The organism is Anabaena sp. 54, from assembly GCF_017355725.1.
Taxonomy (GTDB): domain Bacteria; phylum Cyanobacteriota; class Cyanobacteriia; order Cyanobacteriales; family Nostocaceae; genus Dolichospermum; species Dolichospermum heterosporum.
The window spans coordinates 20,961-44,142 of sequence record NZ_JAAVWA010000031.1 but is presented as its reverse complement, the minus strand read 5'-3'; the positions used below and the strand labels follow the sequence as shown (position 1 = coordinate 44,142).

General features: G+C 40.4%; 29 protein-coding genes. 7 read left to right on the top strand and 22 right to left on the bottom strand.

The window, feature by feature from the left end:
- Positions 1-27: 27 nt before the first annotated feature.
- Complete coding sequence (locus HEQ36_RS21320; RefSeq protein WP_325064584.1) at positions 28-1,521, top strand: glycosyltransferase family 39 protein; 1,494 nt, start codon at positions 28-30, stop codon at positions 1,519-1,521.
- 464 nt (positions 1,522-1,985) lie between these two features.
- Positions 1,986-2,705 (top strand): Uma2 family endonuclease, encoded by a 720-nt coding sequence (locus HEQ36_RS21315; protein WP_168466395.1) that lies wholly within the window; start codon positions 1,986-1,988, stop codon positions 2,703-2,705.
- Between the two features lie 102 nt (positions 2,706-2,807).
- Here HEQ36_RS21315 and HEQ36_RS21310 read toward each other — a convergent pair whose 3' ends face one another.
- On the bottom strand, positions 2,808-3,590 hold the full coding sequence (locus HEQ36_RS21310; RefSeq protein WP_168634934.1) for an ABC transporter permease: 783 nt from the start codon (positions 3,588-3,590) through the stop codon (positions 2,808-2,810).
- 522 nt (positions 3,591-4,112) lie between these two features.
- On the opposite strand from HEQ36_RS21310, the gene HEQ36_RS21305 reads away from it, so the two are divergent.
- Both HEQ36_RS21305 and HEQ36_RS21300 read left to right on the top strand, forming a co-directional pair.
- A complete protein-coding gene (locus HEQ36_RS21305; RefSeq protein ID WP_039201960.1) occupies positions 4,113-4,718 on the top strand; it encodes a VTT domain-containing protein in 606 nt (201 codons plus the stop codon).
- A 100-nt stretch (positions 4,719-4,818) separates the two neighbouring features.
- Positions 4,819-6,537: an ABC transporter ATP-binding protein gene (locus HEQ36_RS21300; RefSeq protein WP_053538436.1), complete on the top strand. Its 1,719-nt coding sequence runs from the start codon at positions 4,819-4,821 to the stop codon at positions 6,535-6,537.
- Positions 6,538-7,242: 705 nt separating this feature from the next.
- Here the strand turns inward: HEQ36_RS21300 and HEQ36_RS21295 are convergent.
- Both HEQ36_RS21295 and HEQ36_RS21290 read right to left on the bottom strand, forming a co-directional pair.
- Positions 7,243-7,737, bottom strand: a complete 495-nt coding sequence (locus HEQ36_RS21295; RefSeq protein ID WP_168634933.1) for a GNAT family N-acetyltransferase — start codon at positions 7,735-7,737, stop codon at positions 7,243-7,245.
- Entirely contained in the window at positions 7,734-8,024 is a 291-nt protein-coding gene (locus HEQ36_RS21290; protein ID WP_053538439.1) for a DUF1778 domain-containing protein, read from the bottom strand. The genes HEQ36_RS21295 and HEQ36_RS21290 overlap by 4 nt, the downstream gene beginning before the upstream one ends.
- 319 nt (positions 8,025-8,343) lie before the next feature.
- Between HEQ36_RS21290 and HEQ36_RS21285 the strand changes: the two genes are divergently transcribed.
- The 3 genes from HEQ36_RS21285 to HEQ36_RS21275 all read left to right on the top strand — a co-directional run bounded on the left by HEQ36_RS21285 (position 8,344) and on the right by HEQ36_RS21275 (position 10,722).
- Entirely contained in the window at positions 8,344-8,862 is a 519-nt protein-coding gene (locus tag HEQ36_RS21285) for a DUF29 domain-containing protein (RefSeq protein ID WP_053538440.1), read from the top strand.
- 47 nt (positions 8,863-8,909) lie between these two features.
- Positions 8,910-9,809 carry a M48 family metallopeptidase gene (locus HEQ36_RS21280; protein WP_168634932.1) on the top strand — a complete coding sequence of 300 codons (900 nt, stop codon included), beginning with the start codon at positions 8,910-8,912 and terminating at the stop codon, positions 9,807-9,809.
- A gap of 412 nt (positions 9,810-10,221) precedes the next feature.
- Positions 10,222-10,722 carry a 2TM domain-containing protein gene (locus HEQ36_RS21275; RefSeq protein ID WP_168634931.1) on the top strand — a complete coding sequence of 167 codons (501 nt, stop codon included), beginning with the start codon at positions 10,222-10,224 and terminating at the stop codon, positions 10,720-10,722.
- A 118-nt stretch (positions 10,723-10,840) separates the two neighbouring features.
- Here HEQ36_RS21275 and prfA read toward each other — a convergent pair whose 3' ends face one another.
- The 19 genes from prfA to rplE all read right to left on the bottom strand — a co-directional run bounded on the left by prfA (position 10,841) and on the right by rplE (position 23,107).
- Positions 10,841-11,941, bottom strand: coding sequence for a peptide chain release factor 1 (prfA, locus tag HEQ36_RS21270; protein WP_039201072.1), 1,101 nt, complete (start codon positions 11,939-11,941; stop codon positions 10,841-10,843).
- Between the two features lie 121 nt (positions 11,942-12,062).
- Positions 12,063-12,299 (bottom strand): 50S ribosomal protein L31, encoded by a 237-nt coding sequence (gene rpmE / locus HEQ36_RS21265; RefSeq protein WP_039201059.1) that lies wholly within the window; start codon positions 12,297-12,299, stop codon positions 12,063-12,065.
- A gap of 193 nt (positions 12,300-12,492) precedes the next feature.
- Entirely contained in the window at positions 12,493-12,909 is a 417-nt protein-coding gene (gene rpsI, locus HEQ36_RS21260; protein WP_039201058.1) for a 30S ribosomal protein S9, read from the bottom strand.
- Complete coding sequence (gene rplM / locus HEQ36_RS21255) at positions 12,909-13,364, bottom strand: 50S ribosomal protein L13 (protein WP_027402083.1); 456 nt, start codon at positions 13,362-13,364, stop codon at positions 12,909-12,911. Before rplM ends, rpsI begins: the two co-directional genes overlap by 1 nt.
- 48 nt (positions 13,365-13,412) lie before the next feature.
- A complete protein-coding gene (truA, locus tag HEQ36_RS21250; protein WP_168634930.1) occupies positions 13,413-14,246 on the bottom strand; it encodes a tRNA pseudouridine(38-40) synthase TruA in 834 nt (277 codons plus the stop codon).
- Between the two features lie 99 nt (positions 14,247-14,345).
- The gene (rplQ, locus tag HEQ36_RS21245) at positions 14,346-14,696 is read right to left on the bottom strand and encodes a 50S ribosomal protein L17 (protein WP_039201057.1); all 351 of its coding nucleotides are present in this window, start codon (positions 14,694-14,696) and stop codon (positions 14,346-14,348) included.
- Positions 14,697-14,735: 39 nt separating this feature from the next.
- A complete protein-coding gene (locus tag HEQ36_RS21240; protein WP_027402086.1) occupies positions 14,736-15,680 on the bottom strand; it encodes a DNA-directed RNA polymerase subunit alpha in 945 nt (314 codons plus the stop codon).
- A gap of 97 nt (positions 15,681-15,777) precedes the next feature.
- Entirely contained in the window at positions 15,778-16,173 is a 396-nt protein-coding gene (rpsK, locus tag HEQ36_RS21235) for a 30S ribosomal protein S11 (protein WP_015079191.1), read from the bottom strand.
- Positions 16,174-16,227: 54 nt separating this feature from the next.
- On the bottom strand, positions 16,228-16,608 hold the full coding sequence (gene rpsM, locus HEQ36_RS21230) for a 30S ribosomal protein S13 (RefSeq protein ID WP_027402087.1): 381 nt from the start codon (positions 16,606-16,608) through the stop codon (positions 16,228-16,230).
- Between the two features lie 106 nt (positions 16,609-16,714).
- Positions 16,715-16,828 (bottom strand): 50S ribosomal protein L36, encoded by a 114-nt coding sequence (rpmJ, locus tag HEQ36_RS21225; RefSeq protein WP_015079193.1) that lies wholly within the window; start codon positions 16,826-16,828, stop codon positions 16,715-16,717.
- Between the two features lie 760 nt (positions 16,829-17,588).
- Entirely contained in the window at positions 17,589-17,813 is a 225-nt protein-coding gene (gene infA / locus HEQ36_RS21220) for a translation initiation factor IF-1 (RefSeq protein ID WP_006276978.1), read from the bottom strand.
- Positions 17,814-18,021: 208 nt separating this feature from the next.
- Positions 18,022-18,576 (bottom strand): adenylate kinase, encoded by a 555-nt coding sequence (locus HEQ36_RS21215; protein WP_027402088.1) that lies wholly within the window; start codon positions 18,574-18,576, stop codon positions 18,022-18,024.
- The gene (gene secY, locus HEQ36_RS21210; protein WP_027402089.1) at positions 18,576-19,889 is read right to left on the bottom strand and encodes a preprotein translocase subunit SecY; all 1,314 of its coding nucleotides are present in this window, start codon (positions 19,887-19,889) and stop codon (positions 18,576-18,578) included. The genes HEQ36_RS21215 and secY overlap by 1 nt, the downstream gene beginning before the upstream one ends.
- Positions 19,890-20,019: 130 nt before the next feature.
- The gene (rplO, locus tag HEQ36_RS21205; protein WP_027402090.1) at positions 20,020-20,463 is read right to left on the bottom strand and encodes a 50S ribosomal protein L15; all 444 of its coding nucleotides are present in this window, start codon (positions 20,461-20,463) and stop codon (positions 20,020-20,022) included.
- A 64-nt stretch (positions 20,464-20,527) separates the two neighbouring features.
- Entirely contained in the window at positions 20,528-21,052 is a 525-nt protein-coding gene (gene rpsE / locus HEQ36_RS21200; protein WP_027402091.1) for a 30S ribosomal protein S5, read from the bottom strand.
- 83 nt (positions 21,053-21,135) lie between these two features.
- Positions 21,136-21,498, bottom strand: coding sequence for a 50S ribosomal protein L18 (gene rplR, locus HEQ36_RS21195; protein WP_027402092.1), 363 nt, complete (start codon positions 21,496-21,498; stop codon positions 21,136-21,138).
- Between the two features lie 2 nt (positions 21,499-21,500).
- A complete protein-coding gene (rplF, locus tag HEQ36_RS21190; RefSeq protein ID WP_027402093.1) occupies positions 21,501-22,049 on the bottom strand; it encodes a 50S ribosomal protein L6 in 549 nt (182 codons plus the stop codon).
- A gap of 87 nt (positions 22,050-22,136) precedes the next feature.
- Entirely contained in the window at positions 22,137-22,538 is a 402-nt protein-coding gene (gene rpsH, locus HEQ36_RS21185) for a 30S ribosomal protein S8 (protein WP_027402094.1), read from the bottom strand.
- A gap of 20 nt (positions 22,539-22,558) precedes the next feature.
- Positions 22,559-23,107, bottom strand: coding sequence for a 50S ribosomal protein L5 (gene rplE / locus HEQ36_RS21180; RefSeq protein ID WP_027402095.1), 549 nt, complete (start codon positions 23,105-23,107; stop codon positions 22,559-22,561).
- Positions 23,108-23,182 lie beyond the last annotated feature (75 nt).

The following is a 23,182-nucleotide window of genomic DNA, read 5'->3' as shown; positions in this document are numbered from 1 at the left end:
AGTCATAAACAATGGTTTTTAGGTTTATTGGTAGCATCTTTAATTTTATCGCTGATAGGTTTGGGTAATTTACCTTTACGAGATTGGGATGAAGGTACTTATGCTATAGTTGCCAGGGAAATTTATCGCACTGGTAACTGGATTTATCCGACTATCCAAGGAGATCCTTTTTTATTAAAACCACCTTTGATGCAATGGTTTATTGCTGTTTGCTATCATATCGGAGGAGTGCAAGAATTTACTACCAGATTTCCGGGAGCATTTTTAACAGCTTTAGGAGTACCTTTACTTTATTTAATTGGACGTTTAGCTTTTATAAAAAATTTACCAGCTTTATTTTCAGCTTTGGTTTATTTAACATTATTGCCTGTAGTCCGTCATGGTAGACTAGCAATGTTAGATGGAATGACTGTTTCCTTTTTCTTGTTATTGTTATTTTGTGTTCTCAAAGCCCGTCATGATAAAAAATATGCTGTTGGTATCGGATTTTGTTTGGGTTTAATTACTCTGACAAAGGGAATGTTAGTAGTAGTTTTAGCAGTAATAGTAAGTTTATTTATCATTGCTAATAAACAATTAGCTTTATTAAAAAATCCATTTCTATGGATAGGAATGGTATTAGGTAATTTCCCGGCTATTGCTTGGTATTTTGCCCAATGGCAACATTATGGTAATATTTTCTTAGAAGTGCATTTTCAATCCCAAGCTTTTGACAGACTGGGAAAAGCTGTGGAAGGTAATACTGGTCCGATTTGGTATTATTTACTGGAAGTGATAAAATATGGTTTTCCCTGGTTGTTATTTTTGCCAGGAGGTTTATATTTAAGTTGGAAAAATCGTCATACTGATTGGGGTTGTTTAACTCTCATTGGTACAATTATTTATTTTGCAATAGTTTCTTTAATGAGTACCAAATTACCCTGGTATATTATGCCCATATATCCATTTTTAGCTTTAGCAATTGGGGCTAATTTAAGTTATATTTGGCAAGAGGAGAAGTTTAAAACCAGATTTTTGACGGGATTTTTTGCATTTTTAGTTATCGTCGGTTTAGCAGGTTGCATTTATTTTAATATATTTGATAAACAGCCATTATTAATTGTAATGAGTGTTGTTTTAGCAATGACTATGGGGATGACATCATGGTTAGTTAATCAGCATAACCGTCAATTTATCCCGGTTTTATTTGCGGGGATGTATTTAGTTTTAGGAATGTTGATGAGTTCTCAATCATGGATATGGGAGTTAAATGAAAAATTCCCTGTTCTACCAGTGGCAGCGTTAATTAGAGATAATGTGCCACCTGGAACACAAATTTATACTTCTTTTCCTGATAGTCGTCCTAGTTTAGATTTTTATAGTGATTGTAAAATTATTCCTACATCTATGGCAGATTTAAAAGATAAGTTTGCTGATAAATCTTATTTATTATTGGGTCAGGATACTTTGCAGAAAATTAATTTAAATCAAAGTAAGGTTATGGGAGAAGCTAATGGTTTTAAATTGGTAGCTACAAATTAATGCTAATTAATATACAGGTAGGACTTGCTGAAAAACGGTGTACACACAAGTTATCGAATCACCATTATTCCTCGAATTACCCCACCCTAACCCTCCCCGATGCTTTGGGGAGGGAACTAATTTTTCCGGTTTCCCCCTAAAGCATCGGGGGGATTAAGGGGGGGTAATTTAACTTGTGTGTACACGATAGCCTTTATAAGGGGAGGGTTAGGGAGGGATAAAACATTTGATACAGCAATCATGACTTTTCAAACACCCTCTAAATGTCTTGGCTGGTGCGCCTATTTTTTCTGAAAATATTGCTGCGTATTCGCCATCAAATTCGCTTATTTGTAATAGTACGGCATAAAATCGGAAATTTTTCTAAATTTTCAGCAATTACCGCCATAATCAAAGACTTTGAGAAAGCTTTAGACAGATTATGATGGAAGTTTAGGGCTTGATGAAAAAGGTGATAATCACTCATGAGTACCGAAAACAATCTAGCCATTGTGGACTGGGAACCCCATCATCCACCTGCTGACTTAATATTTGATGATGGTGAAGTCTTGGAATCAAATAGACACCGGATTGCCATGAATGTCCTCATTCGTTCATTGCAGCAGCTTTGGTCTGACCGCAATGATTATTTTACTGGGGGCAATATGTTTATTTACTACAGCAGTAGCCAAATTCGTAATCGTGATTTTCGCGGTCCCGATTTTTTTGCTGTTCTCAATGTTGATGGTAGTAACCCTCGACAAGGTTGGGTAGTTTGGGAAGAAAATGGTCGCTATCCTGATGTGATTGTGGAATTAATGTCACGGTCTACAGCAGGAATAGATCAGGGAATTAAAAAAGACCTTTATGAACAGACTTTCCATACCTCCGATTATTTTGTCTATGACCCATTTGATGCTAATTCTTTACAAGGATGGCATTTAGATCATGAACAACAGTATCAGCCATTAAGACCAAATGAAAATGGTTGGCTATGGTGTAGACGTTTGGGTTTATGGTTGGGAACTTGGGAAGGAACTATAGATAGGGAAACTGCGATTTGGGTGCGGTTTTATGATGTTGCGGGCAATCTAGTTTTATTACCAGAGGAGGCAGCTAAATCACGAGAGGAGGAAGCTCAAGCAAAAGCAGCTAGGTTAGCTGCCAGATTACGAGAATTGGGTGAAAATCCAGATATGTTGTAATCGTTAGGTTTCCCAAATCCCCGACTTCTCAAGACAAATCACAATTTCTGGAGACGATTACAACAGAAGTCGGGGATCTTAATTTTTGTCTACTGAGTCCAATTAACTAGAAGCACTAGTATAAAACTGGAGGGCAAACCGCCAAAACTGGGTAGAAATGAAAAACAATATCAAAGCTAATAATCCTGCACCCAGCAACCAGGTAAGTTGAATTTGACCTAACATAGTTTGGGCGGGAACTGTAGTTAAAAAAGCTACTGGTACTATGAAGGTGAAGAAGAAGCGATAGGCAGCCGGATAACCTGTAATTGGGTATCTTCCAGCCTCTAAAAACCCTCTTAATACTTCAGTAATATTATATATCTTTACAAACCAAATACTAGTTGCTCCTAGTATAAACCACAGGCTATAAAGAATAACTAAACCACAAGTCAACGGAAAGATACTCAGTAAGTATTTATCAATACCTAAGTTAAGTTTTGTACCAGCATAGACAATGATCAATAGACCAAAGATTAAATCTGGTATTCCCCAGGGGGAAATGGTATGAAGAGATAACCAAAACTGACTACGAATAGGTTTTAATAATACGAAGTCTAAAGTCCCTTCTTGGACATGACGCACAATCCGATTTAAGTTGGGAGCGAGAAAGGTGGCAGCAAAGCCTTGTAATAGTGTGAAAATTCCTAAAACTACTAAAGCTGATTCCCATGACCAACCCGAAAAAGTGTAACCTGTACGGTAGAACAGGAATAAACTGAAGATACCACCCACTAAATTGCCTAAGCTACTAATAGCATAAATGATAAAATTGATACGATATTCCATTTCTGCGGAAATGGCAGCACTCCAAAATAATCTCAACACTTTTAAATATCTTGGCATTTTTCGTCTTTACCCCAATAGCTAGTAAATATAAAATAACTTTATATGAACTTAATATTATTTTTTATGAGCGCTAAAATGTTAAATGCAACTTCTTAAGCAAATCGGATTTTATAGAGTAGATGCCGAAAACCCTTGAAGATGCGTTCTCCTAAGTCGAACGCATCTGGGCTTCAGACAAGGGATGAAGGCTAGTTGCTTTCCTTTATCCTGCATTGACGTTAATTTGAAAATTTGAAATAATTTCAAATTTTCATCCATATTCGTGATACAATCAAATTGTCACTAAAGACATAAAAAGCTACCAGGGGACTCTCGGAAAGTTACGCTTGTCAGTTCGGCTTCGCTCACCGCAAGCAGATATGATTTCGCCCGCCAGGGCAAGAAATCAGGGCAAGAACCCAAATATTTAAGGAACCAATCCTGAAACTGGGATAACTGAGGGATATAGACTGAAACTCTCTATAGAATCTCCGCGTCTTTAGACCGGAGAGTGTCAAGCACTTTAATTTACCGGAACTAATGCACTTTAATTTACCGGAACTAATTAAATCGTTGGGTTACTTTGGAGTATGGGGAATTATCTTTGCTGAATCTGGTTTATTGATTGGCTTTTTTCTGCCCGGTGATAGTTTATTATTTACGGCGGGATTTGTCGCTTCTCAGAACTTGCTGAATATTTGGGTGCTGATTTTTGGTGCGTTTGTTTGTGCTGTATTGGGCGATAATGTCGGTTATTTTACTGGACATAAATTTGGGAGAAAGTTATTTGATAAGGATGATTCTTGGTTATTTCATAAAAAACATATTGTTAAAACTCAAGATTTTTATGAAAAGCATGGTAAGAAAACAATTGTTTTAGCTAGATTTATGCCAATCGTTAGAACTTTTGCGCCGATTGTAGCAGGTGTTGGAGCTATGCACTATCGGTCTTTTATGTCTTATAACTTAATTGGTGGCTTTGTTTGGACATTTGGTATTACTTTGTTAGGGTTTTTCTTAGGAAAATCTTTACCAGCGGAACAATTAGATAAGTATCTATTACCAATAATTGGCTTAATTGTTGTTGTTTCTTTATTACCTTCGATTATTCATGTAATTAAGGAAAACAGAGCTAATAAAGGATAAAATATTTTGTTTTGATTACAGTTTACCAATCTCTATTCCCAAATGTACCCAAAAACTGGTAGCGTCAAACAAGGAAAATATTTTTTGTGGATGTTACGATTTGAAAACACGTTCTAATTATTGGCAACTTTTACCCTATATCCGCACCCAATGGCAACCTATTGCTAAGGGTTTTGTAGGGATTTTGGGATATGTACTGGCAACTTTAACCCTGATTAATGTCGCGGGTAAGTTGGCAGTTCCCTTCGGGAATGGTAATGTATTAGCGATCGCTCAATTAGCCGGAATCAGTGCTGCTATCTTTCTTGTGCGCGGCTTTTTTCAGTCTGTACAAGATTTATACATGGCTAAGGCAGCGTTAAGAATCGCTTTTTATCTCCGGCAACAGGTTTATACTCATTTACAAAAACTCAATCTCAGCTATTTTGAAACTGCTAAAGCTGGAGATTTATCTTATCGTCTCACGGAAGATGTTGACAGGGTTGGAGAAGTTATTAATAAGCTTTTTCATGATTTTACTCCCTGTGCTTTACAGTTAATTGCTATTCCCATTTACATGATTTATTTAAATTGGCAACTTACCCTAGCGACGGTAATTGTTGCGCCAATTATGGGAATTTTAATTGGTTGGTTTGGGGAACGTTTACGGAAATATTCTCTCAAAAGTCAAAGTCGTATTTCTGATTTATCAGCTATTTTAACGGAAGTTTTTAGCGGGATTCGATTAATTCAAGCTTTTGCTGCGGAAAAATACGAAATTGATAGATTTAGTCATGAAGCAGAACGCAGTTTTAAAGCTAAATATTCTGTAGAAAGATTAAAAGCTATTCAAATTCCCATTGTGGGTTTTTTAGAAGCTCTCAGTGCGTTATCTTTGTTAATGGTAGGAACTTGGCAAATATCTCAACGTAATTTAACTGTCGGTGAATTTTTTAGTTATTTAACAGCAGCAGCTTTGTTAATTGATCCTATTGGTCATACTACTAATAATTATAATGAATTTAAACAAGGTGAGGCATCGGTTGATCGAGTTTTTGAGTTATTAGCAATTCAACCAACGGTATTAGAAAAACCCAATGCTATTACCCTTCCTGCTGTCAATGGTAAAGTTGAATATTGCAATATTACTTTTGCCTATAAGTCAGGAGAACCTGTATTAAATAATATTAGTTTATTAGTCATGCCCGGTCAAGCCATTGCCTTGGTTGGTGCTTCTGGGGCTGGGAAAACTACTTTTGTGAATCTATTACCTCGATTTTATGATCCTGAATTTGGGGACATTTTTATAGATGGCATAAATATCCGAGATGTAACATTAAATAGTTTAAGAAAACAGATTGGGATTGTTCCCCAAGAAACAATTATGTTTTCGGGAACTATTGCCCAAAATATCGCTTTCGGACAAAATGATTTTGATATGAATGCAGTAGAAGAATCTGCAAAAATCGCCAATGCTCATCAATTTATTCAGCAACTACCAGAAGGTTATCATACTTGGGTAGGAGAGCGAGGTGTGAATTTATCCGGGGGACAAAGACAACGAATTGCGATCGCTCGTGCAGTCCTGCTCAACCCGCAAATATTGATACTTGATGAAGCCACATCAGCGTTAGATTCAGAATCAGAAGCTTTGGTACAAGAGGCTTTGGAGAGATTAATGGCAAATCGTACGGTGTTAATTATTGCCCATAGATTGTCAACGGTGCGGAAGTGCGATCGCATTTTGGTGTTAGAAAAAGGGCAAATTGTGGAGTCGGGAAATCATGAGGAATTATTAGCTTTAGAAGGGAGATATGCCCGGTATTATGCTCAACAATAAGATCCATAAGATCCCCGACTTCTTAGAGAAGTCGGGGATCTGAAATTCTCGCAAGGGAGACGCTACTGCAACCGCTATAATCCAATAATATGCTCATAGTTTAATCCCCAGCGTTCTTTCTCAGATAGATCAGTTGTCATCGCTTTATCATAAGTTTAAATTATCCTAAACTAAGAATACTTTTGATATTTATAACTTATAGCAATTTGCCTTTAGATTTTCTTAATAATTAATTGAGAATCTTTTCTATTTATCAACGAGGTTGCAATACTTTCCGCGATTTGCTATAATTTCAGAGAATTTCATAATTGGGTTACTATTGTCAATTTTGGATCTTTCAAAAGATGTTAGTCTCAAACCCTTTATTGACAGTGGTTTTAGAAATCAATCTCCCAGGCTGATACAAAACTTTACAAAATTAATAGCTGTTTCTTCAACAATTTTAGCCATGAATTTGCTCAGAAATGATCTAATTTGAGTAATAGTAAAAATTTACTATTGACAAATTGACGAAAACGTGATAATTAACCTGTCAATATTATTAATTTTAGTGTTAAATCAACATGAATTACCTTAACTTCGATATATGTAAGGGTTTAGCACTGCTAAACCCTTACATATATCGCATCAATTACAGAATGGTTTAACGCTAAAATGCGTTTGGGAGTTGTGGCAGCATTTTTCATAAAGTTTCAGTATTTATTTCTAAGTAATAGAATCACGTAAATCATTAAGAGTAATCATCAACGTCATTGGTTCAAGAGGAGACAAAATAAAACCTAAAGCCAAATAAAAATCCTTAGCTTCTTCAGAAATAGCATGAACAATAATTCCTCTAATACCAATTGTATCAGCAGCTTGAACAACCCTTAGCGCCGCATCACGAAATAAAGCCCGTCCTAAACCTTGACTTTGATAAGAACTATCTATTGCTAATCTTGCTAAAATTACTACCGGAATGGGGTCAGGCATATTTCGCCGAAATTTACCTAAGGCTGATTGTACACTAATCGCTCCAGAAGCCAGGGCATAATACCCAACTACTCTATTGTCAACACAAAGAACAAAAGTTCTAGTTGCACCACTGATTTGATTGGTATAAGCTCGACGTTTTAACCAATCATCAAGAGAAGCAATTCCACAGGAAAAATCAGAGCAGGAGTGGTGACTAGAGAGAGTTTCAGGTGGTGTTAAACTCATTCTTTATCCCAAGGTGGAGTTGTCTGCATGGTTTTGCGTAAACGCTCATTAGGTTGGGGTGGTGCATCTAGTAAGGCGATAAATTCTGCATAAGCCTCTGGACTAGCCCAAAAAATAGTCCGTTCCAGCAAAGTTTCCTCCGCAGCATTCCGCGCTGCTGCCAAAATAAAATCAGTTCTATTTTTACCTAACACTTTGGCGGCCATATCTATCAAATCACGTTCCTCTGGCTTAATGCGTAAATTTAAGGTGTTACGCACAGTTATATTTTTTGTTTTATTGGTCATGGTGGATTTTTTTTGGGCGTAATTATTGATTAAATCATTTTAGCATATTGTAATGACAATGACATTACAATATTTGCTGAAAAAATCGCTATTTCTGGTAATAATTATAGCTATAGCCATTAAGTAGAGATGTTCCGCCGGAACGTCCTAACTACCCTGTCTGCGGCTATACAGCACTTCCTGATGTTATGAGGTACGGTTTTTTATCGCCAAATCCGTAGGGGCGCAGGGTCTGCGCCCTCCATTGCATTTCATGAGAGCGAGAATTGCTATAAGTTACAATAGTAGCAGAGCTAATGAATGGAAGTAGACCTAAAAGATGTCTAATAAACTATATAATAGCGATTTGCAATTATGGATTGAGCAAACAATTCAACAATTACGAAATCGTGAATTTGCGTCCCTGGATATTGAGAATTTAATTGAGGAGTTAGTTGATTTGGGTAAGTCAGAGAAGAATACACTCAGAAGTAATCTGAAAATCTTATTAGCTCACTTACTCAAATTAAAAATTCAGCATCATGTACCTGACTCCATGAAAACAAGTTGGTATAGTTCAGTTGTGGAACATCGTCAACGAGTTCTTGATAATCTCGAAGATACTCCATCTCTGAAAAGTTTTTTAATAGAAGCAGTAGAAAAAGCCTATCCTGATGGGCGTAAATTGGCAATTAAAGAGGGCAAACTGGCTAAATTCGGAGTTCGTGTACCGGAGGAGAGTGAGTATCCTATAATTTGTCCTTTTGGGATAGAGGAAATTCTTGATGAGGATTTTTATGGGATACCACTTTTAAAACATCCTCTTAGACAGGGAATAAATTCCCTGGATTTTTTATAAAATCAAACAATATAATTTAATTATTTTGCCAAAATAACTCACTTCCCATGACAAAAAAAATCTTAACTGGACTAAGTTCGCAAACTTACGAACACCCATTTGATCGCAAAGCTTTAGCTTCTTTACAAAGTATGCCCGGTATCTCTCCTTTGCTCAAAAAAGTCAACGAATATGGTATTGATCGTTTACTGAGATTACAAAGTATTGCTAGTGAAATCAGAGTCACACCCCGGAATTTTCCCCAATTGTATCAACCATTATTAGAAGCTTGCCAAATTCTTGATGTGACAACTATTCCTGAATTGTATTTGTTTCGAGGGACAGGGCATATTCAAACCTATATTATTGGCGTAGAAAAACCTATTATTGGTATCAATATTGAAGCAATGGAATGGTTGAATTATGATGAATTACTGTTTATTTTTGGATACGAAATTGCTCGAATTAAAAGTCAACATATGATTTATCATCAAATATCAATTGTCATGCCGGCGTTGAAAATGTGGTTAAGCAGTACCACATTAGGATTAGGAGGATTGATAGCTGGTGGTGTAGAATTAGCATTATATAATTGGGTAATGATGGCAAAGTTCACTGCTGACCGGGCCGGTTTATTAGCTTGTCAAGATATTGATATTGCCACTACCGCACTGATGAAACTGGCAGGTTTACCAGAAGAGTATTTAACTCCTAATGTGATCGAAGATTTCCTGATTCAATCCCGCGAGTTTGCATCTAGTAGTGTTGATAATCTAGATCAAGTTACGAAAATATTAAGTTATTCGGAATCTAGTCTTTCTTGGTTAGTAATGCGAACTGGTGAATTATTAAAATGGGTTGATTCAAGAGAATACGATCATGTACTTCAAGGAGAAAATGTCAATACTCCAAAAGAAGAAGAGGAAGGAGACGAAAAAGAAGGATGGAATTTTTTGACTTCTTGGTAATTTAATAGGCGATCGCCTTTAATCCTGATTCAGACAATCGCTTTTTATATCTTACCTAATCTTTCCACAAGGCAATACCACCCAATAAACCTGTGATATTGCGGATCAATTTCACATCTGATTGAAAATCCGTAGGGGTGCAAGGCCTGCACCCTCTCCTCATCGGACTGCTAATAACCACCATATATCTTTTTCCCAACCATAACTAATTGAACACCAGATTGATTTATATTTGCTAATCTAGAAGTGGTGTAAATACAGCAATTTTCGCTCTAATGAAATACAATGGAGGGCGCAAGCCCTGCGCCCCTACGGATTTGGGGATAAAAAACTGTACCTCATAACATTAGAAAGTGCTGTATTGCTGATGGTAGTGCATTTTTCTATTAAAACTATTATTTGAGCAACAATTATGACGACGTTTCACCCTAACAGCCTGCGTTCTTACAGCCAAGAAGATGTACAGCAAATTCTGCAATTAGCGATCGCTCGTCAAGTAGACGATAATGATCAGGAATTTTCCTATCAGCAAATCCTGGAAATCGCCACAGAGTTACAAATATCACCCGATATCCTCCAACAAGCGGAACGGGATTGGTTAGGTAAGCAAAACGAAGTTGAACAGCGTAAAGCTTTTAATCTTTATCGCCAAAGTAAATTTAAAAAACGTCTGGGAAATTACGCAATCATCAATATTTTTTTCATAGGTATGGATTTAATTAGTGGCGGTATTTCTTGGTCACTTTATATCTTACTAGCTTGCGGATTAGCCATATCCTTAGATATTTGGAATACTTTTCAAACCAAAGGTGAAGATTACGAAATCGCCTTTCAAAGATGGAATCGCAACCATCAAATTAAACAAACAATCAATACAGTTTTAAATAAGTGGTTTAAGGTATTTAGTCCTTAAAATGACCGTAGGGGCGCAGGGCCTGCGCCCTCCATTCTATTCCCTCGTCCAACAAGAAAACCGCCTGTGAGTGCAAAAAATAACAACAAGCGGTTTTCTAAGATATTTAGGAAGTTAATTAGCTACTAGAACCAGAAGCCGCTAGTTCTGCTAACCGTTCTTGTTGATCTTGCGATATACAAGATTGAATCACCGTCTCTATATCACCTTCCAAAACAGGGTTAAGGGTAAAATTTTGACCTAAACGGTGGTCAGTCACCCGACTATCTTTATAATTGTAAGTGCGAATTTTTTCCGAACGAGAACCCGTACCCACCTGCGATCGCCGCATGGAAGTCACAGCATCTTGTTGTTCTCGCAATTTCAACTCATACAACTTAGCCCGGAGAATTTGCATCGCCCGTTCTTTATTCTGCAACTGACTCCGTTCTTCAGTACAGAAAATCCGAATCCCCGTAGGTTTGTGGAACAAATCAGCGGCTGTTTCCACCTTATTCACGTTTTGTCCACCCGCACCACCAGAACGCGCCGTACTCATTTCAATATCTTTCGGGTCAATGTGGATTTCCACTTCATCCACTTCTGGCATAATCGCTATAGTCGCAGTCGAAGTGTGAACCCTTCCTCCCGATTCCGTTGCTGGTACACGCTGAACACGATGTACACCTGATTCAAACTTCAGCTTACTATAAACACTATCACCTTGAATTTCTAGAATTACTTCTTTAAACCCGCCCATTTCCCCCAAGGACTCGCTGACCAGCTTCACCTTCCAACCTTGGACATCAGCATAGCGGGAATACATCCGCAGTAAATCCCCAGCCCAGATACTAGCTTCATCACCACCAGTACCAGCGCGGATTTCCAACATAATGTTTTTATCATCGTTGGGGTCACGGGGTAGCAGCAACACCTTTAAGCGGCTTTCCAAATATCCTAGCTTTTCTTCCAGTTCACTAACTTCCATTGCTGCCATTTGATGCAACTCTAGATCGCTATTGGACTCTTTGAGGATCTGACGCGCCCCTACCAATTCATCCTGGACTGTTTTCCAAGTTTCATAGGTATTAACTACCTCTTCCAAAGAAGAACGAGACTTAGCAATTTTTTGATACTCATCGGGATTACTAGCAGTATCAGGATCGGCTAAACGGCGTGTTAATTCATGAAAAGTTTGTTCAACAGATTTAAGTTTCTCCAGTAAGTATGATTCTGCCATGATGACTATAAATGCTCCTAAAAAATAACAAGTTGGCTCAAGCATTAAATGACAAGCGACCCAGCACTATGCAGGGTCGTCTGTGGCTTCCGCCACACTATCAACAGCTACAGCCAACCAGCTACTTTTGATTATCGTCGCCAGTTTGAGTGCTGGACATACCATATTTACGCAGGAAGCGTTCTACACGACCTTCCGTATCAATCATTTTCTGAGTACCAGTGTAGAAAGGGTGATTTCCAGACCAAACATCTACGTGGAGTTCGGGCTTAGTAGCACCAATGGTCATAACTACTTGACCATTACAGTAGACTTTAGCATCTGGATACCATTTGGGATGAATATCAGGTTTAGCCATTGTTTTTTTGTGGGGAATCTATATAAATTTAGAACTGAGAATAGGGAACTGGAGATTGGATACTGGGTAAAAAGTTTTTCCCTCTTCCTTCTGAACTCCTGAATTCTGATAGCTTTCACGTACTGTGCTGAAGGCATAGGGTGGCGTTAGCCATACTCCTGAATTCTGAACTTCTGAACTCCTGACTCCTATCTTAGCGTTTCGAGTATTGAGGAGCTTTGCGGGCTTTGTGCAAACCGTATTTCTTCCGTTCTTTAGCTCGTGGGTCACGAGTTAAATAGCCTTCAGTTTTCAAAGGTGAACGGTTATCTGGGTCAAGTTGACATAAAGCACGAGCAACTCCTAAACGAATAGAATCTGCTTGTCCGGTTAAGCCACCACCTTCAGCTTTCACCACGATGTCATACTCGCTTTCCAATCCCAAGGTTTCCAAAGGTGCTTTAATCGCGCCTAAGTAGTTAGGATTGAATTGGAAATACAAATCTCCATCTTTACCGTTAACAGTCATTTTCCCTTCACCGGGAACTAGACGAACTCTAGCGACAGAGGCTTTCCGACGACCAGTACCCCAATAAACAGCACGTCCGCTAGTAATTTCTGCTACCTGCATTAGTTTTCTCCAGGAATTGTACTAATTGTGATTTCTTTGGGTTGTTGTGCTGCATGAGGATGAGTTGGGCCTGCATACACTTTCAGTTTGGTAAATAACTGTTTACCCAAACTATTTTTAGGTAACATACCCTTAATAGCGTGTTCGAGAATTCTTTCTGGTAATCGCTGTTGTAACTTGGCGAAAGTTTCGGTTTTCATACCACCGGGACGACCAGAATGGCGACGGTAAAGCTTTTGAGTGCGCTTTTTACCTGTAACTGCCACTTTCTCAGCATTGATAATAATGACAAAATCCCCGGTATCTAAATGGGGAGTATATTCAGCTTTTCTTTTACCTCTGAGGATCATAGCGACTTCACTCGCCAGACGACCCAGACGTTTATCTGTCGCGTCTACTAAGTACCAATCACGCTCAAGAGATGCTTGAGGGGGAAGGTAGGTTTTACTACTCATTTTTTGTCCTTTGTCAGTTGTCAGTTGTCAGTTGTCCTTTGTCATGATTCATGATTCATGACCCATGACTAGGTATGGTTGGGTGTCATACCAAATTTTTGGCGGAAAGGGAAAATCGGGATAACCGACTCTCAACAAGCATAGCCCGTGAGCGGGTGCAGAATATTTCACTTCTTCTCGGCGTTCCTGTTGCCAGATATCGGTAAAGTCATCTAGAGTCCGCTGACCAGAACCTACTTGCACTACCATTCCTATCAACAGCCGCACCATGCCATATAAAAATCCATCAGCCTGAATTTCAATATGGATAAATGATCCACTCCGACGACATTCTACTGCTTGCACTTCTACCCAGGAATGCGATCGCGCTGACCCAGCCCGTTCAAAAGCAGATAAATGGTGTTTTCCCAGCAGTGGTTTTAAGGCAGACCTAATTAAGGCTTCATCTAAAGGGGCATAATAATAATGCCAACTGAAAGGCTGCGCGAATAAATTCGGTAACTCCTCAGTGTAGATAGTGTAGCGATATCGTCGGTAAATCGCGCTAAAACGAGCGTGCCAACTTTCACTTACACCTGCTGATGCCCTAATTAATATACCTGGGGGCAAGTAGCCATTGAGAACTTTTGCCCACCTATGAGCAGGAATTAAACTTGCGGCTTGAAAATGAGCTACTTGAGCGGCAGCATGGACTCCAGAATCAGTTCGACCTGCTCCGTGTAGTGTCACATGATACCCTAGCACAGTGGCTATAGCTGTTTCTATCTCTTCTTGAACAGTTCGCTGTCCTTTTTGTCTTTGCCAGCCGTGAAAATGAGTACCTATATACTGAATGACTAAGGCTACTCGCTGAGTCTGATTTTGCTGGCGGCTTTCTAACATAGTTGTTTATCAGTTGTCAATTGTCAGTTGTCAGTTGTCAGTTGTTTTTTATTTGCTACTGACCAATGACCCATGACCAATGACTAATAACCAATAACTTTAAACTAGTTCAATAATCGCCATTTCCGCATGATCACCGCGACGGGGGACAGTATGCAGAATGCGAGTATAACCACCTTGACGGTTAGCATACCGAGTAGGAGCTTGCTCGAATAGTGCATGAACCAGGGCTGTGTCGTAGATATAACCTAACGCTTTTCGACGTGATGCTAAAGAGCCATCTTTAGCTAGGGTAATCATTTTATCTACTTCACTGCGGACAACTTTAGCTCTGATTAAAGTTGTAGTAATTCGACCATGACGTACCAATTCTGTTGTCAAAGCTCTGAGAAGAGCTTTACGTTGATCCGCTGGTTTACTAAGTTTTTTGACTCGGCAACGATGACGCATAACAATGCACTAATGAAGTTTCATTTATTGGGTTTTGATTTAGCTAGGCTTAGAGCTTCTTTCTTGAGGTAAAGTAATACCTAAGCGACGCTGTAAAGCTTCCACTACTTCTTCCGCTGACTTTTGACCAAAGTTTTTGATTTCTAAAAGGTCTTCTTGGGTGTAATCCAATAAGTCGGCTACGGAATTTACTTGGGCGCGTTTTAGACAGTTATAAGCTCTAACAGATAACTGTAACTCTTCAATGGGAATTTGTGCGGTGGGATCATCGGGGATATCGGAACCTGTGTCTGTTGGTTCTAAGGAGATATCTTTTAATGGGTTAAATAAATCTACCAAAATTCCAGCAGCAGATGATAGTGCTTCTTGAGGAGAAATACTACCATTAGTCCATACTTCCAAAAGAAGTCTATCTTTCAAAAAGCCATCGTCACGAGTTTCTTCAACACTATAGTTGACCTTTCGTACGGGCATAAACACTGAGTCAATTTGGAGAAAATCCAAAGATGTGGCTTCTTCTCTGCCTCGTTCTACAGTCCGGTAGCCTTTGCCTCGCTCAATCCGAAATTCCATTTCCAGTTTTCCACCCTCGGCGATGGTGGCGATATACTGGGTCGGGTCAATCACTTCTACTTCACTAGGTAAATCGAAATGTGCCACAGTTACTGTTGCTGGTCCGTTAACGAGTAACCGACCAATTTGGGGTTGAGAAGAATAACTCTTGAGAATGACATCCTTCATTCGCATGAGCATTTCCAGTACGTCTTCCCTTACCCCTGGAACTGTCGCAAACTCATGACTGACACCAGCAATTCTCACTGCTGTGACTGATGTTCCTTCTAAGTTAGAAAGTAGAACCCGCCGCAACGCGTTGCCAACAGTTGTCCCTTGACCGCGATCTAGGGGTTCTAGAACGAACTTACTGTAATAGCTCCGACTTTCCTCAGCATTAGACTCTACACATTCAATTTGAAACTGCGCCACGGAGTAGCCTCCCTCACTTCGTAAAGTCAAAATTCAAAATTCAAAAGTCAACAGTCAACAGTCAAAAGTTGACAGTTAACTGTTAGAGGAGAAAAGCTTAAACTCGACGGCGCTTGGGTGGACGGCAACCGTTGTGGGGAATTGGGGTAATATCCCGAATGAGTGTAATTTCTAATCCTGCACCTTGAAGCGCCCGAATCGCGGTTTCTCTACCTGCACCAGGACCACTCACCATAACTTCGATTTGCCGCATTCCTTGGTCTGTGGCTCGTCTAGCTGCGCTTTCAGCAGCGGTTTGCGCGGCAAAGGGTGTTCCCTTTTTTGCCCCTTTAAATCCACTAGAACCAGCACTTGCCCAGGAGATAACATCTCCATTTTGATCGGTAATTGTGACAATGCTATTGTTGAAGGTAGACTGAATGTAGGCAACCCCATTGGGTACGTTCCGTTTCTGCTTTTTGCTCCCGGATTTTTTTGTTGGTTGTCTGGCCATATTTCTTTAGTGAATTTAAGGTACAACTTGCTAATTGCAGCAAGTTTAGAGAAATTATTTACCAGGGGCTTTCTTCTTACCAGCCACTGTCTGTCTTCTACCACGTCTGGTTCTAGCGTTGGTACGGGTTCTTTGTCCACGCACTGGTAAGCCCATGCGGTGTCTCCGACCTCTGTAACAGCCAATATCAACTAAACGCTTAATATTTAGTCCTTCTAAACGGCGTAAATCTCCTTCAACTTGATAGTTGCTTTCGATTTCTCCTCTGAGGGCTGCCACATCAGCATCGGACAGTTCTTTGACGCGGGTATCTGGGTTAACACCAGTCGCTGCGAGAATTTGATGTGATCTAGTTAAGCCAATTCCGTAAATGTATGTTAGACCGATTTCGATACGCTTATCGCGTGGAAGGTCTACTCCGGAAATCCGTGCCACAATGAATCTCTCCCTATTGTTTTCGTAGTTGCAGTTAGCAAAGCGCGATAGTTTTTTCTTGTCCGGTTAATTGTCGCGGTTTTAACTTTGCTTTGATAGATAGTTTCTATCCTTGGCGTTGTTTGTGTTTGGGATTTTCACAAATCACCATCACGCGACCACGACGCTTGATCACGCTGCACTTTTCGCAAATTTTCTTAACTGAGGCTCTGACTTTCATAAGACCTTGTGGTACGTGGGAAACTCAGTCACAAAGCGTGCTGAGAGGGATGGTTCGACATGGCTCACCAGCCACGAATCGTGCGGTTTTAACCGCCTTGAATATTTTGTCATTACCGCCTTGGAATCAAGAAATTCGGGGTACTTTTGTGATGTACTTTCAACGGGACAATTACCGATTCAAATTTCCCAACTCTGTACGCATAATGTTTTGCTCCAAAGAGCCTCCCATTTTTGGGGTAATGTTAGCTGATGCCTACGGCACGCTGCGCGAACGTCAATGTTTTAAGAGCTTTTTAGACTTGCAACACTGTTTCAGTGACTTTAAAACTGTTTAATTGCAAATGACAGAGCAGGGAACTAGTGAGGCAGCGCGGTCTTGGGGGTTTCCCCCATGAGCGACTGCTGAACCCCGAAGGGGCTACGCATTCGGTGGGTGTCGTGACTCAAAAAACGTAGTCAGTTAAGACTTAGACTGGTCAGTACAGCTTGCAATTTCTTACAAGCTCAGTCCTTTTTAGGGCTGAGTTACTAACGCCTTTTAAAATTGACTCCAAATAGTAAATTATAGCATTTCTAGAAGAAATATTTCAGTTATGTAACTAGAAAAAGACCAATTGATTTATGGTAGGATTTTCTAAATACAGCAGATTGCAGGTGAACTAAGTACAAAATTTCAACCAAAAACCAAGCATCAAGGGTTTTTAGCTCCTGACTCGGTGACTCGGTGACTCGGTGACTCGGTGACTCCTGCTATAGATTTATTTCTTCCGCAGGCGATAGGTGATTCTACCTTTGGTTAAGTCGTAGGGTGTTAATTCAACTTTGACGCGATCGCCAGGTAAAATCTTGATGTAATTACGGCGAATTTTCCCAGAAATGTGTGCTAGGACATTAAAGCCGTTATCTAAGTCAACACGAAACATTGCATTAGGCAACGATTCGGTGACAGTCCCTTCCATTTCGATTAAATCTTGCTTAGACAAGTTTTTTCCTCAACTCAACAATCTCCTATTGTCCTTGTACACTTTCATGGGCATCAAGAACACAATTAGAGAAAATATCAACAGTTTATTAATACATCTTAGCTAAAATTGACTTGTGCCTAGCTTGGAAGATAGGGGCGAGGTAATTAGGGAAGGGAAAATTTTGTTTTTTCTCTCTGCCGACATAGACCGCTACCCCTGAGTTTCTTTAAGCAGCTATGATATTTTTCAAATCGGTAAAAACTTCTTCTTGGGACTGATTACCGTTGACTGTGAGGAGTTTTTGGCGATCGCTGTAATAGTTAATTAAGGGTGCAGTGTCATCACGGTAAACCTCCAAGCGCCGACGAATTACTTCTTCAGTATCATCTTTTCGTCCGCGTCCTAGTAACCGGGTAATAACAGTTTCATCTGGTGCATCCAGATTGACTACTTTTTCACCACCCTGTCCTAGACTTGTGAGTAATGCTACTAGAAACTCTGCTTGTGTAACTTTACGAGGAAAGCCATCTAAAATCCAACCTGTTTTAGCATCTGGTTGTTTCAGGCGTTCTTCAACCATATCTTCTACTAATTTGTCGGGGACTAATTCGCCTTTATCCATAAAACTTTGGGCTTGTATGCCCAAATTTGTTTTGTCTTGAATGGCTTGACGTAAAATGTCACCTGTAGAAATATGGGGAATCTGCAAAAATGCAGCCAAGGTTTGAGCTTGAGTTCCTTTACCAGCACCCGGTGGTCCCAAGAAGATTAATCGCGTCACTATTGTTTCACCATTCCTTCATATCGCTGAGAGATAACGTAAGTTTGGATTTGTTTAGCAGTATCAATTGCCACACCAACTAAAATCAACAAAGATGTCGCACCCAAACCTTTAAATGTGGGAACTTTTAAGGCACTTTCTACGGCTGTGGGAATAATTGCCACTAAACCTAAAAAGATAGCCCCTAAAAAAGTCAGTCGGTTTGTGACCTTTTCGATATACTCACTAGTAGCTTTTCCAGGACGAATACCGGGAATACTAGAACCCATTTTTTTCAAATTCTGAGCCACGTCTACAGGGTTGAGAATCAACGAAGAATAGAAGTAACTGAAGAAAACAATGGAAGTTAAGTAAACGAGGGCATATACCCAAGGTGCAGAACCACCGGGACTTAAATAGGTATTAACAATGTTTGCTAATTCGGGATTTTTAGTGAAATTGGCGACTAAAAGTGGCAAACTCAGGATGGCGGCTGCGAAAATAATCGGCATTACTCCGCCAGAATTAAGCCGTAAGGGCAAATAACTCCGCTGTTCTGCTAAAACTCTTCTGCCTACTTGACGACGAGCAGAAATAATAGGGATGCGGCGCATTCCTTCCTGTACGAACACAATACCCACGATTGTGAACATAAAAACTAGTACAAGGACGATGACACGCCCAACAATTTCCCGTCCACCAACTTGTACCAAGTCAATGGTATCGCCCAGAGATTTGGGTAAAGAAGCCACAATGTTGACAAAAATCAACAAAGATGCCCCATTGCCAATCCCCCGTTCAGTAATCAGTTCCGATGCCCACATAACGAACATTGAACCAGCAGTAAGGGCGATCGCAGTTTCTGCGACAAATATTGGGCCTGGGTTGAGAGCAAATTGTTGGAGGAATAATGCCGAAAAAGCTACACTTTGAATAATTGCCCAAACTACTGTCACATAGCGGGTAATTTGTGATATTTTCCGCCGACCTGCTTCCCCTTCATTTTTCTGTAAATTTTCTAAAGATGGCAGAGCAGCAGTGAGCAATTGGATGATAATGGAGGCATTAATAAAGGGCAAAATCCCCAAAGCAAAGATCCCCAAAGTAGAGAGTCCCCGCCCAGAGAATATATCCAATAAACCGAAGATGGAATTGTTGCCCGATATAGCCTCAGCAAACTTAGGTCTATCAATTCCTGGAACAGGCAAAAATATCCCCAGGCGAACCAAAATTAAAATACCGACAGTTACAAGCAGCCTACCTCTCAGTCCGGCTGCTTGCGCCATCTGCATAAAAGTTTCTTGAGCCGTTGGGGCTTTGTCTCGACTGATCATAGAGTTTTACCTTTGAAGTCCTAACTATGATTTACGTGATTCATGATGATGAAGATGATTAAGGTATCTTGTAAACAATAACCTCTTCCCCCCAATCACGAGGTTATCGGCAGTCCTTACCCCTCATCTTTTATACAGTTTCACAACTCCCACCGGCAGCTTCAATTTTAATCCGAGCTTGACCTGTGAAAGCAGCAGCTTTTACCTGAAGAGGAACATTCAATTCTCCATTACCCAAAATTTTCAATTCACCTTTAACAGTGGTTAAGATACCCGCCGCTTTTAAGGATTCCAATGTTACTTCTGAGTTAGCAGGCAAGTTAGCTAATTTCTCTACATTAATCGTAGTGTAAATTCTCCGGTTAATCAGAGGGAAGCCCTTGAGTTTAGGTATCCGGCGGTACAATGGCTGTTGACCACCTTCAAAACCTGGTCTTGTGCCACTACCGGAACGGGATTTTTGACCCCGCATCCCTAGACCAGCACTAGCACCTTGTCCAGCAGAAATACCTCTACCTACACGCTTACGGCGTTTTTTAGAGCCTTTTTGGGGCTTAACATCATTAAGTCTCATTTTGATTTGGGATTTTAGATTTTAGATTTTGGATTTTAGATTGAGAATCTGATACAAAGGGTGACTAAATATAGAGTTTCTCAATGGCGATACCGCGATCTTCAGCAACTTCACTTAATGTCCGCAGGGTAGATAGAGCATTAACTGCGGCTCTGGCATTGTTCAAAGGGTTATTTGAACCTAGTTGTTTGGCAAGAATGTTCCGTATTCCTGCTAACTCTAGTACAGTCCGTACAGCACCCCCGGCAATTACCCCTGTACCTGGTGCGGCTGGGCGCATCATGACTTTAGCTCCGCCACCGATACCATCAATGGGGTGAGGAATGGAATTGGATTTGGTGATAGGGATATCAATTAGATGTTTTTTACCATCAGCGACACCTTTTTTAACTGCACCAATTACATCTGATGCCTTACCAACTCCGACTCCCACTTGTCCTCGTTCATTACCGACGACGACAATGGCACGAAAGCTGAGTTTTTTACCACCTTTGACGACTTTACTCACCCGGCGGATTTGGATAACTCGCTCTTGCCAGGTGGTTTCTTCTTTTTTTGTACGGCTTGCTTTACGACGACCGGTTACCATAATCAATGCTCTCTTTTAGTTGTCAGTTGTCAGTTGTCAGTTGTCAGTTGTCAGTTGCTACTGACTATTGACTACTGACGGACTTAGAAATCTAGACCAGCTTCGCGTGCCGCCTCAGCCAGTGCTTTAATGCGACCATGATAAAGGTTGCCACCACGGTCAAAAACGACTTTAGTGATGCCTTTTTCTAGGGCGCGTACAGCTACCAATTTACCAACTTGCACTGATGCGTCACAGTTAGCACCAGAAACTACGTTAGATTTCAATTCTGGTTCTACGGTTGATGCGGCAACTATAGTTTCTTGCTTGGTATCATCAATTACCTGAGCATAAATATGCTCATTGGATCGAAATATAGCCAAACGTGGACGTTCTGGAGAACCTTTGACTTTGCCCCGAACGCGCCGATGACGACGTTGTTTTGATTCTTTGCGTGTAAGTTTCATGTTTACTTCTTACCACCCTTACCAGTCTTACCAGCTTTGCGTCTGACCACTTCACCTGCATAGCGAATACCTTTACCTTTGTAAGGTTCAGGGGGACGGACTGCACGAATTTTAGCTGCTGTATTTCCTACAATTTCTTTGTCATAACCGCTGACTATGACATTAGTAGTACCTTCTACTGCAAATTGAATTCCTTCTGGTGGTTCAATTTGCACTTTATGGCTATAACCCATATTTAAAACTAGGTTACGGCCTTCAAGTTGGGCGCGATAACCAACCCCTTGGATTTCCAAGCGACGTTGAAAACCCTGGGATACTCCCTCCACCATATTGGCCACCAAGGTGCGGCTCAGACCGTGCATTTGTCTGGAGGTGCGGGTTTCATCACGACGAGTAACTAGCAATGTTTCTCCATCTAAGGAGAGTATGACATTGTTAGGTAGTTGACGGGAAAGTTCACCTTTAGGACCTTTCACCACTACTTTGACACCATCAATCGCCACTTGCACTTTGGCGGGAATGGTAATTGGACGTTTACCAATACGAGACATGATTTTTTGTTCTTTGTCAGTTGTTTTTTGTCAGTTGTCAGTTGTTGGTTGTTTTGCCACTGACCAATGACCAATGACCAATGACGACTACCAAACGTGGCAAAGCACTTCACCGCCTAGATTTTGGCGGCGTGCTTCGCGGTCAGTCATAATCCCACTGGATGTAGAAATAATGGCAATACCGATACCGCCTAGCACTCTTGGTAATTCTTTTCTATTGGAGTAAACACGCAAACCTGGTTTACTCACTCGTTTTAGGGCAGTGATTAGGGGTTGGCGATTTTTACCTTTGTATTTCAGGGAAATAACTAGGTTTCGCTTAATTCCTTCTCCTGCTTCTTCAACTTCCGCAATGAAGCCTTCTTCTCGCAGTACCTTGGCAATACTACGAGTCATCTTTGTAGCTGGTACTTGCGTAGTTTGATGCCTTGCCATATTGGCATTGCGGATGCGCGTCAGCATATCTGCAATTGTGTCGTTAGCCGCCATCGTTCCCTCTTTAGATGAACTTATTGATCGCGAAAGGGCATTCCCATTTCCTTAAGTAAGGCGCGGCCCTCTTCGTCGGTTTTTGCCGTGGTGATGATAGAAATATCTAAACCCCGGACTTGATCGATTCTGTCATATTCCACTTCTGGAAAAATTAGCTGTTCGCGCACACCCAGAGTGTAGTTACCACGGCCGTCAAAGCTTTTGGGGCTGACACCGCGAAAGTCTCTGATTCTGGGTAGTGTCAGGTTAATCAGACGATCTAAAAAAGCGTACATCCGTTCGCCTCTTAGTGTCACCATAATCCCGACGGGCATACCTTGACGAATTTTAAAGCCGGCGATCGCTTTCTTTGCCCGTGTTACCACAGGTTTTTGTCCAGTAATCAGGGCTATTTCGCTGATGGATGCCTCTAGTGATTTAGCGTTTTGAGCAGCTTCTCCCAAACCTCTGTTGATAGTTACCTTAATCACCTTCGGCACTTGATGCACGTTGGTGTATTGAAACTGATTAATTAATTTGGGAGTAATTGTCTCTTGATATACGGTTTTGAGTCGTGTTATGGCCATAGTGTTTGTCCTGTTATTCCCTGGTCTTGGTCAGGGAAAGTTCTTTCTCAGTTGTCAGTTGTCAGTTGTCAGTTG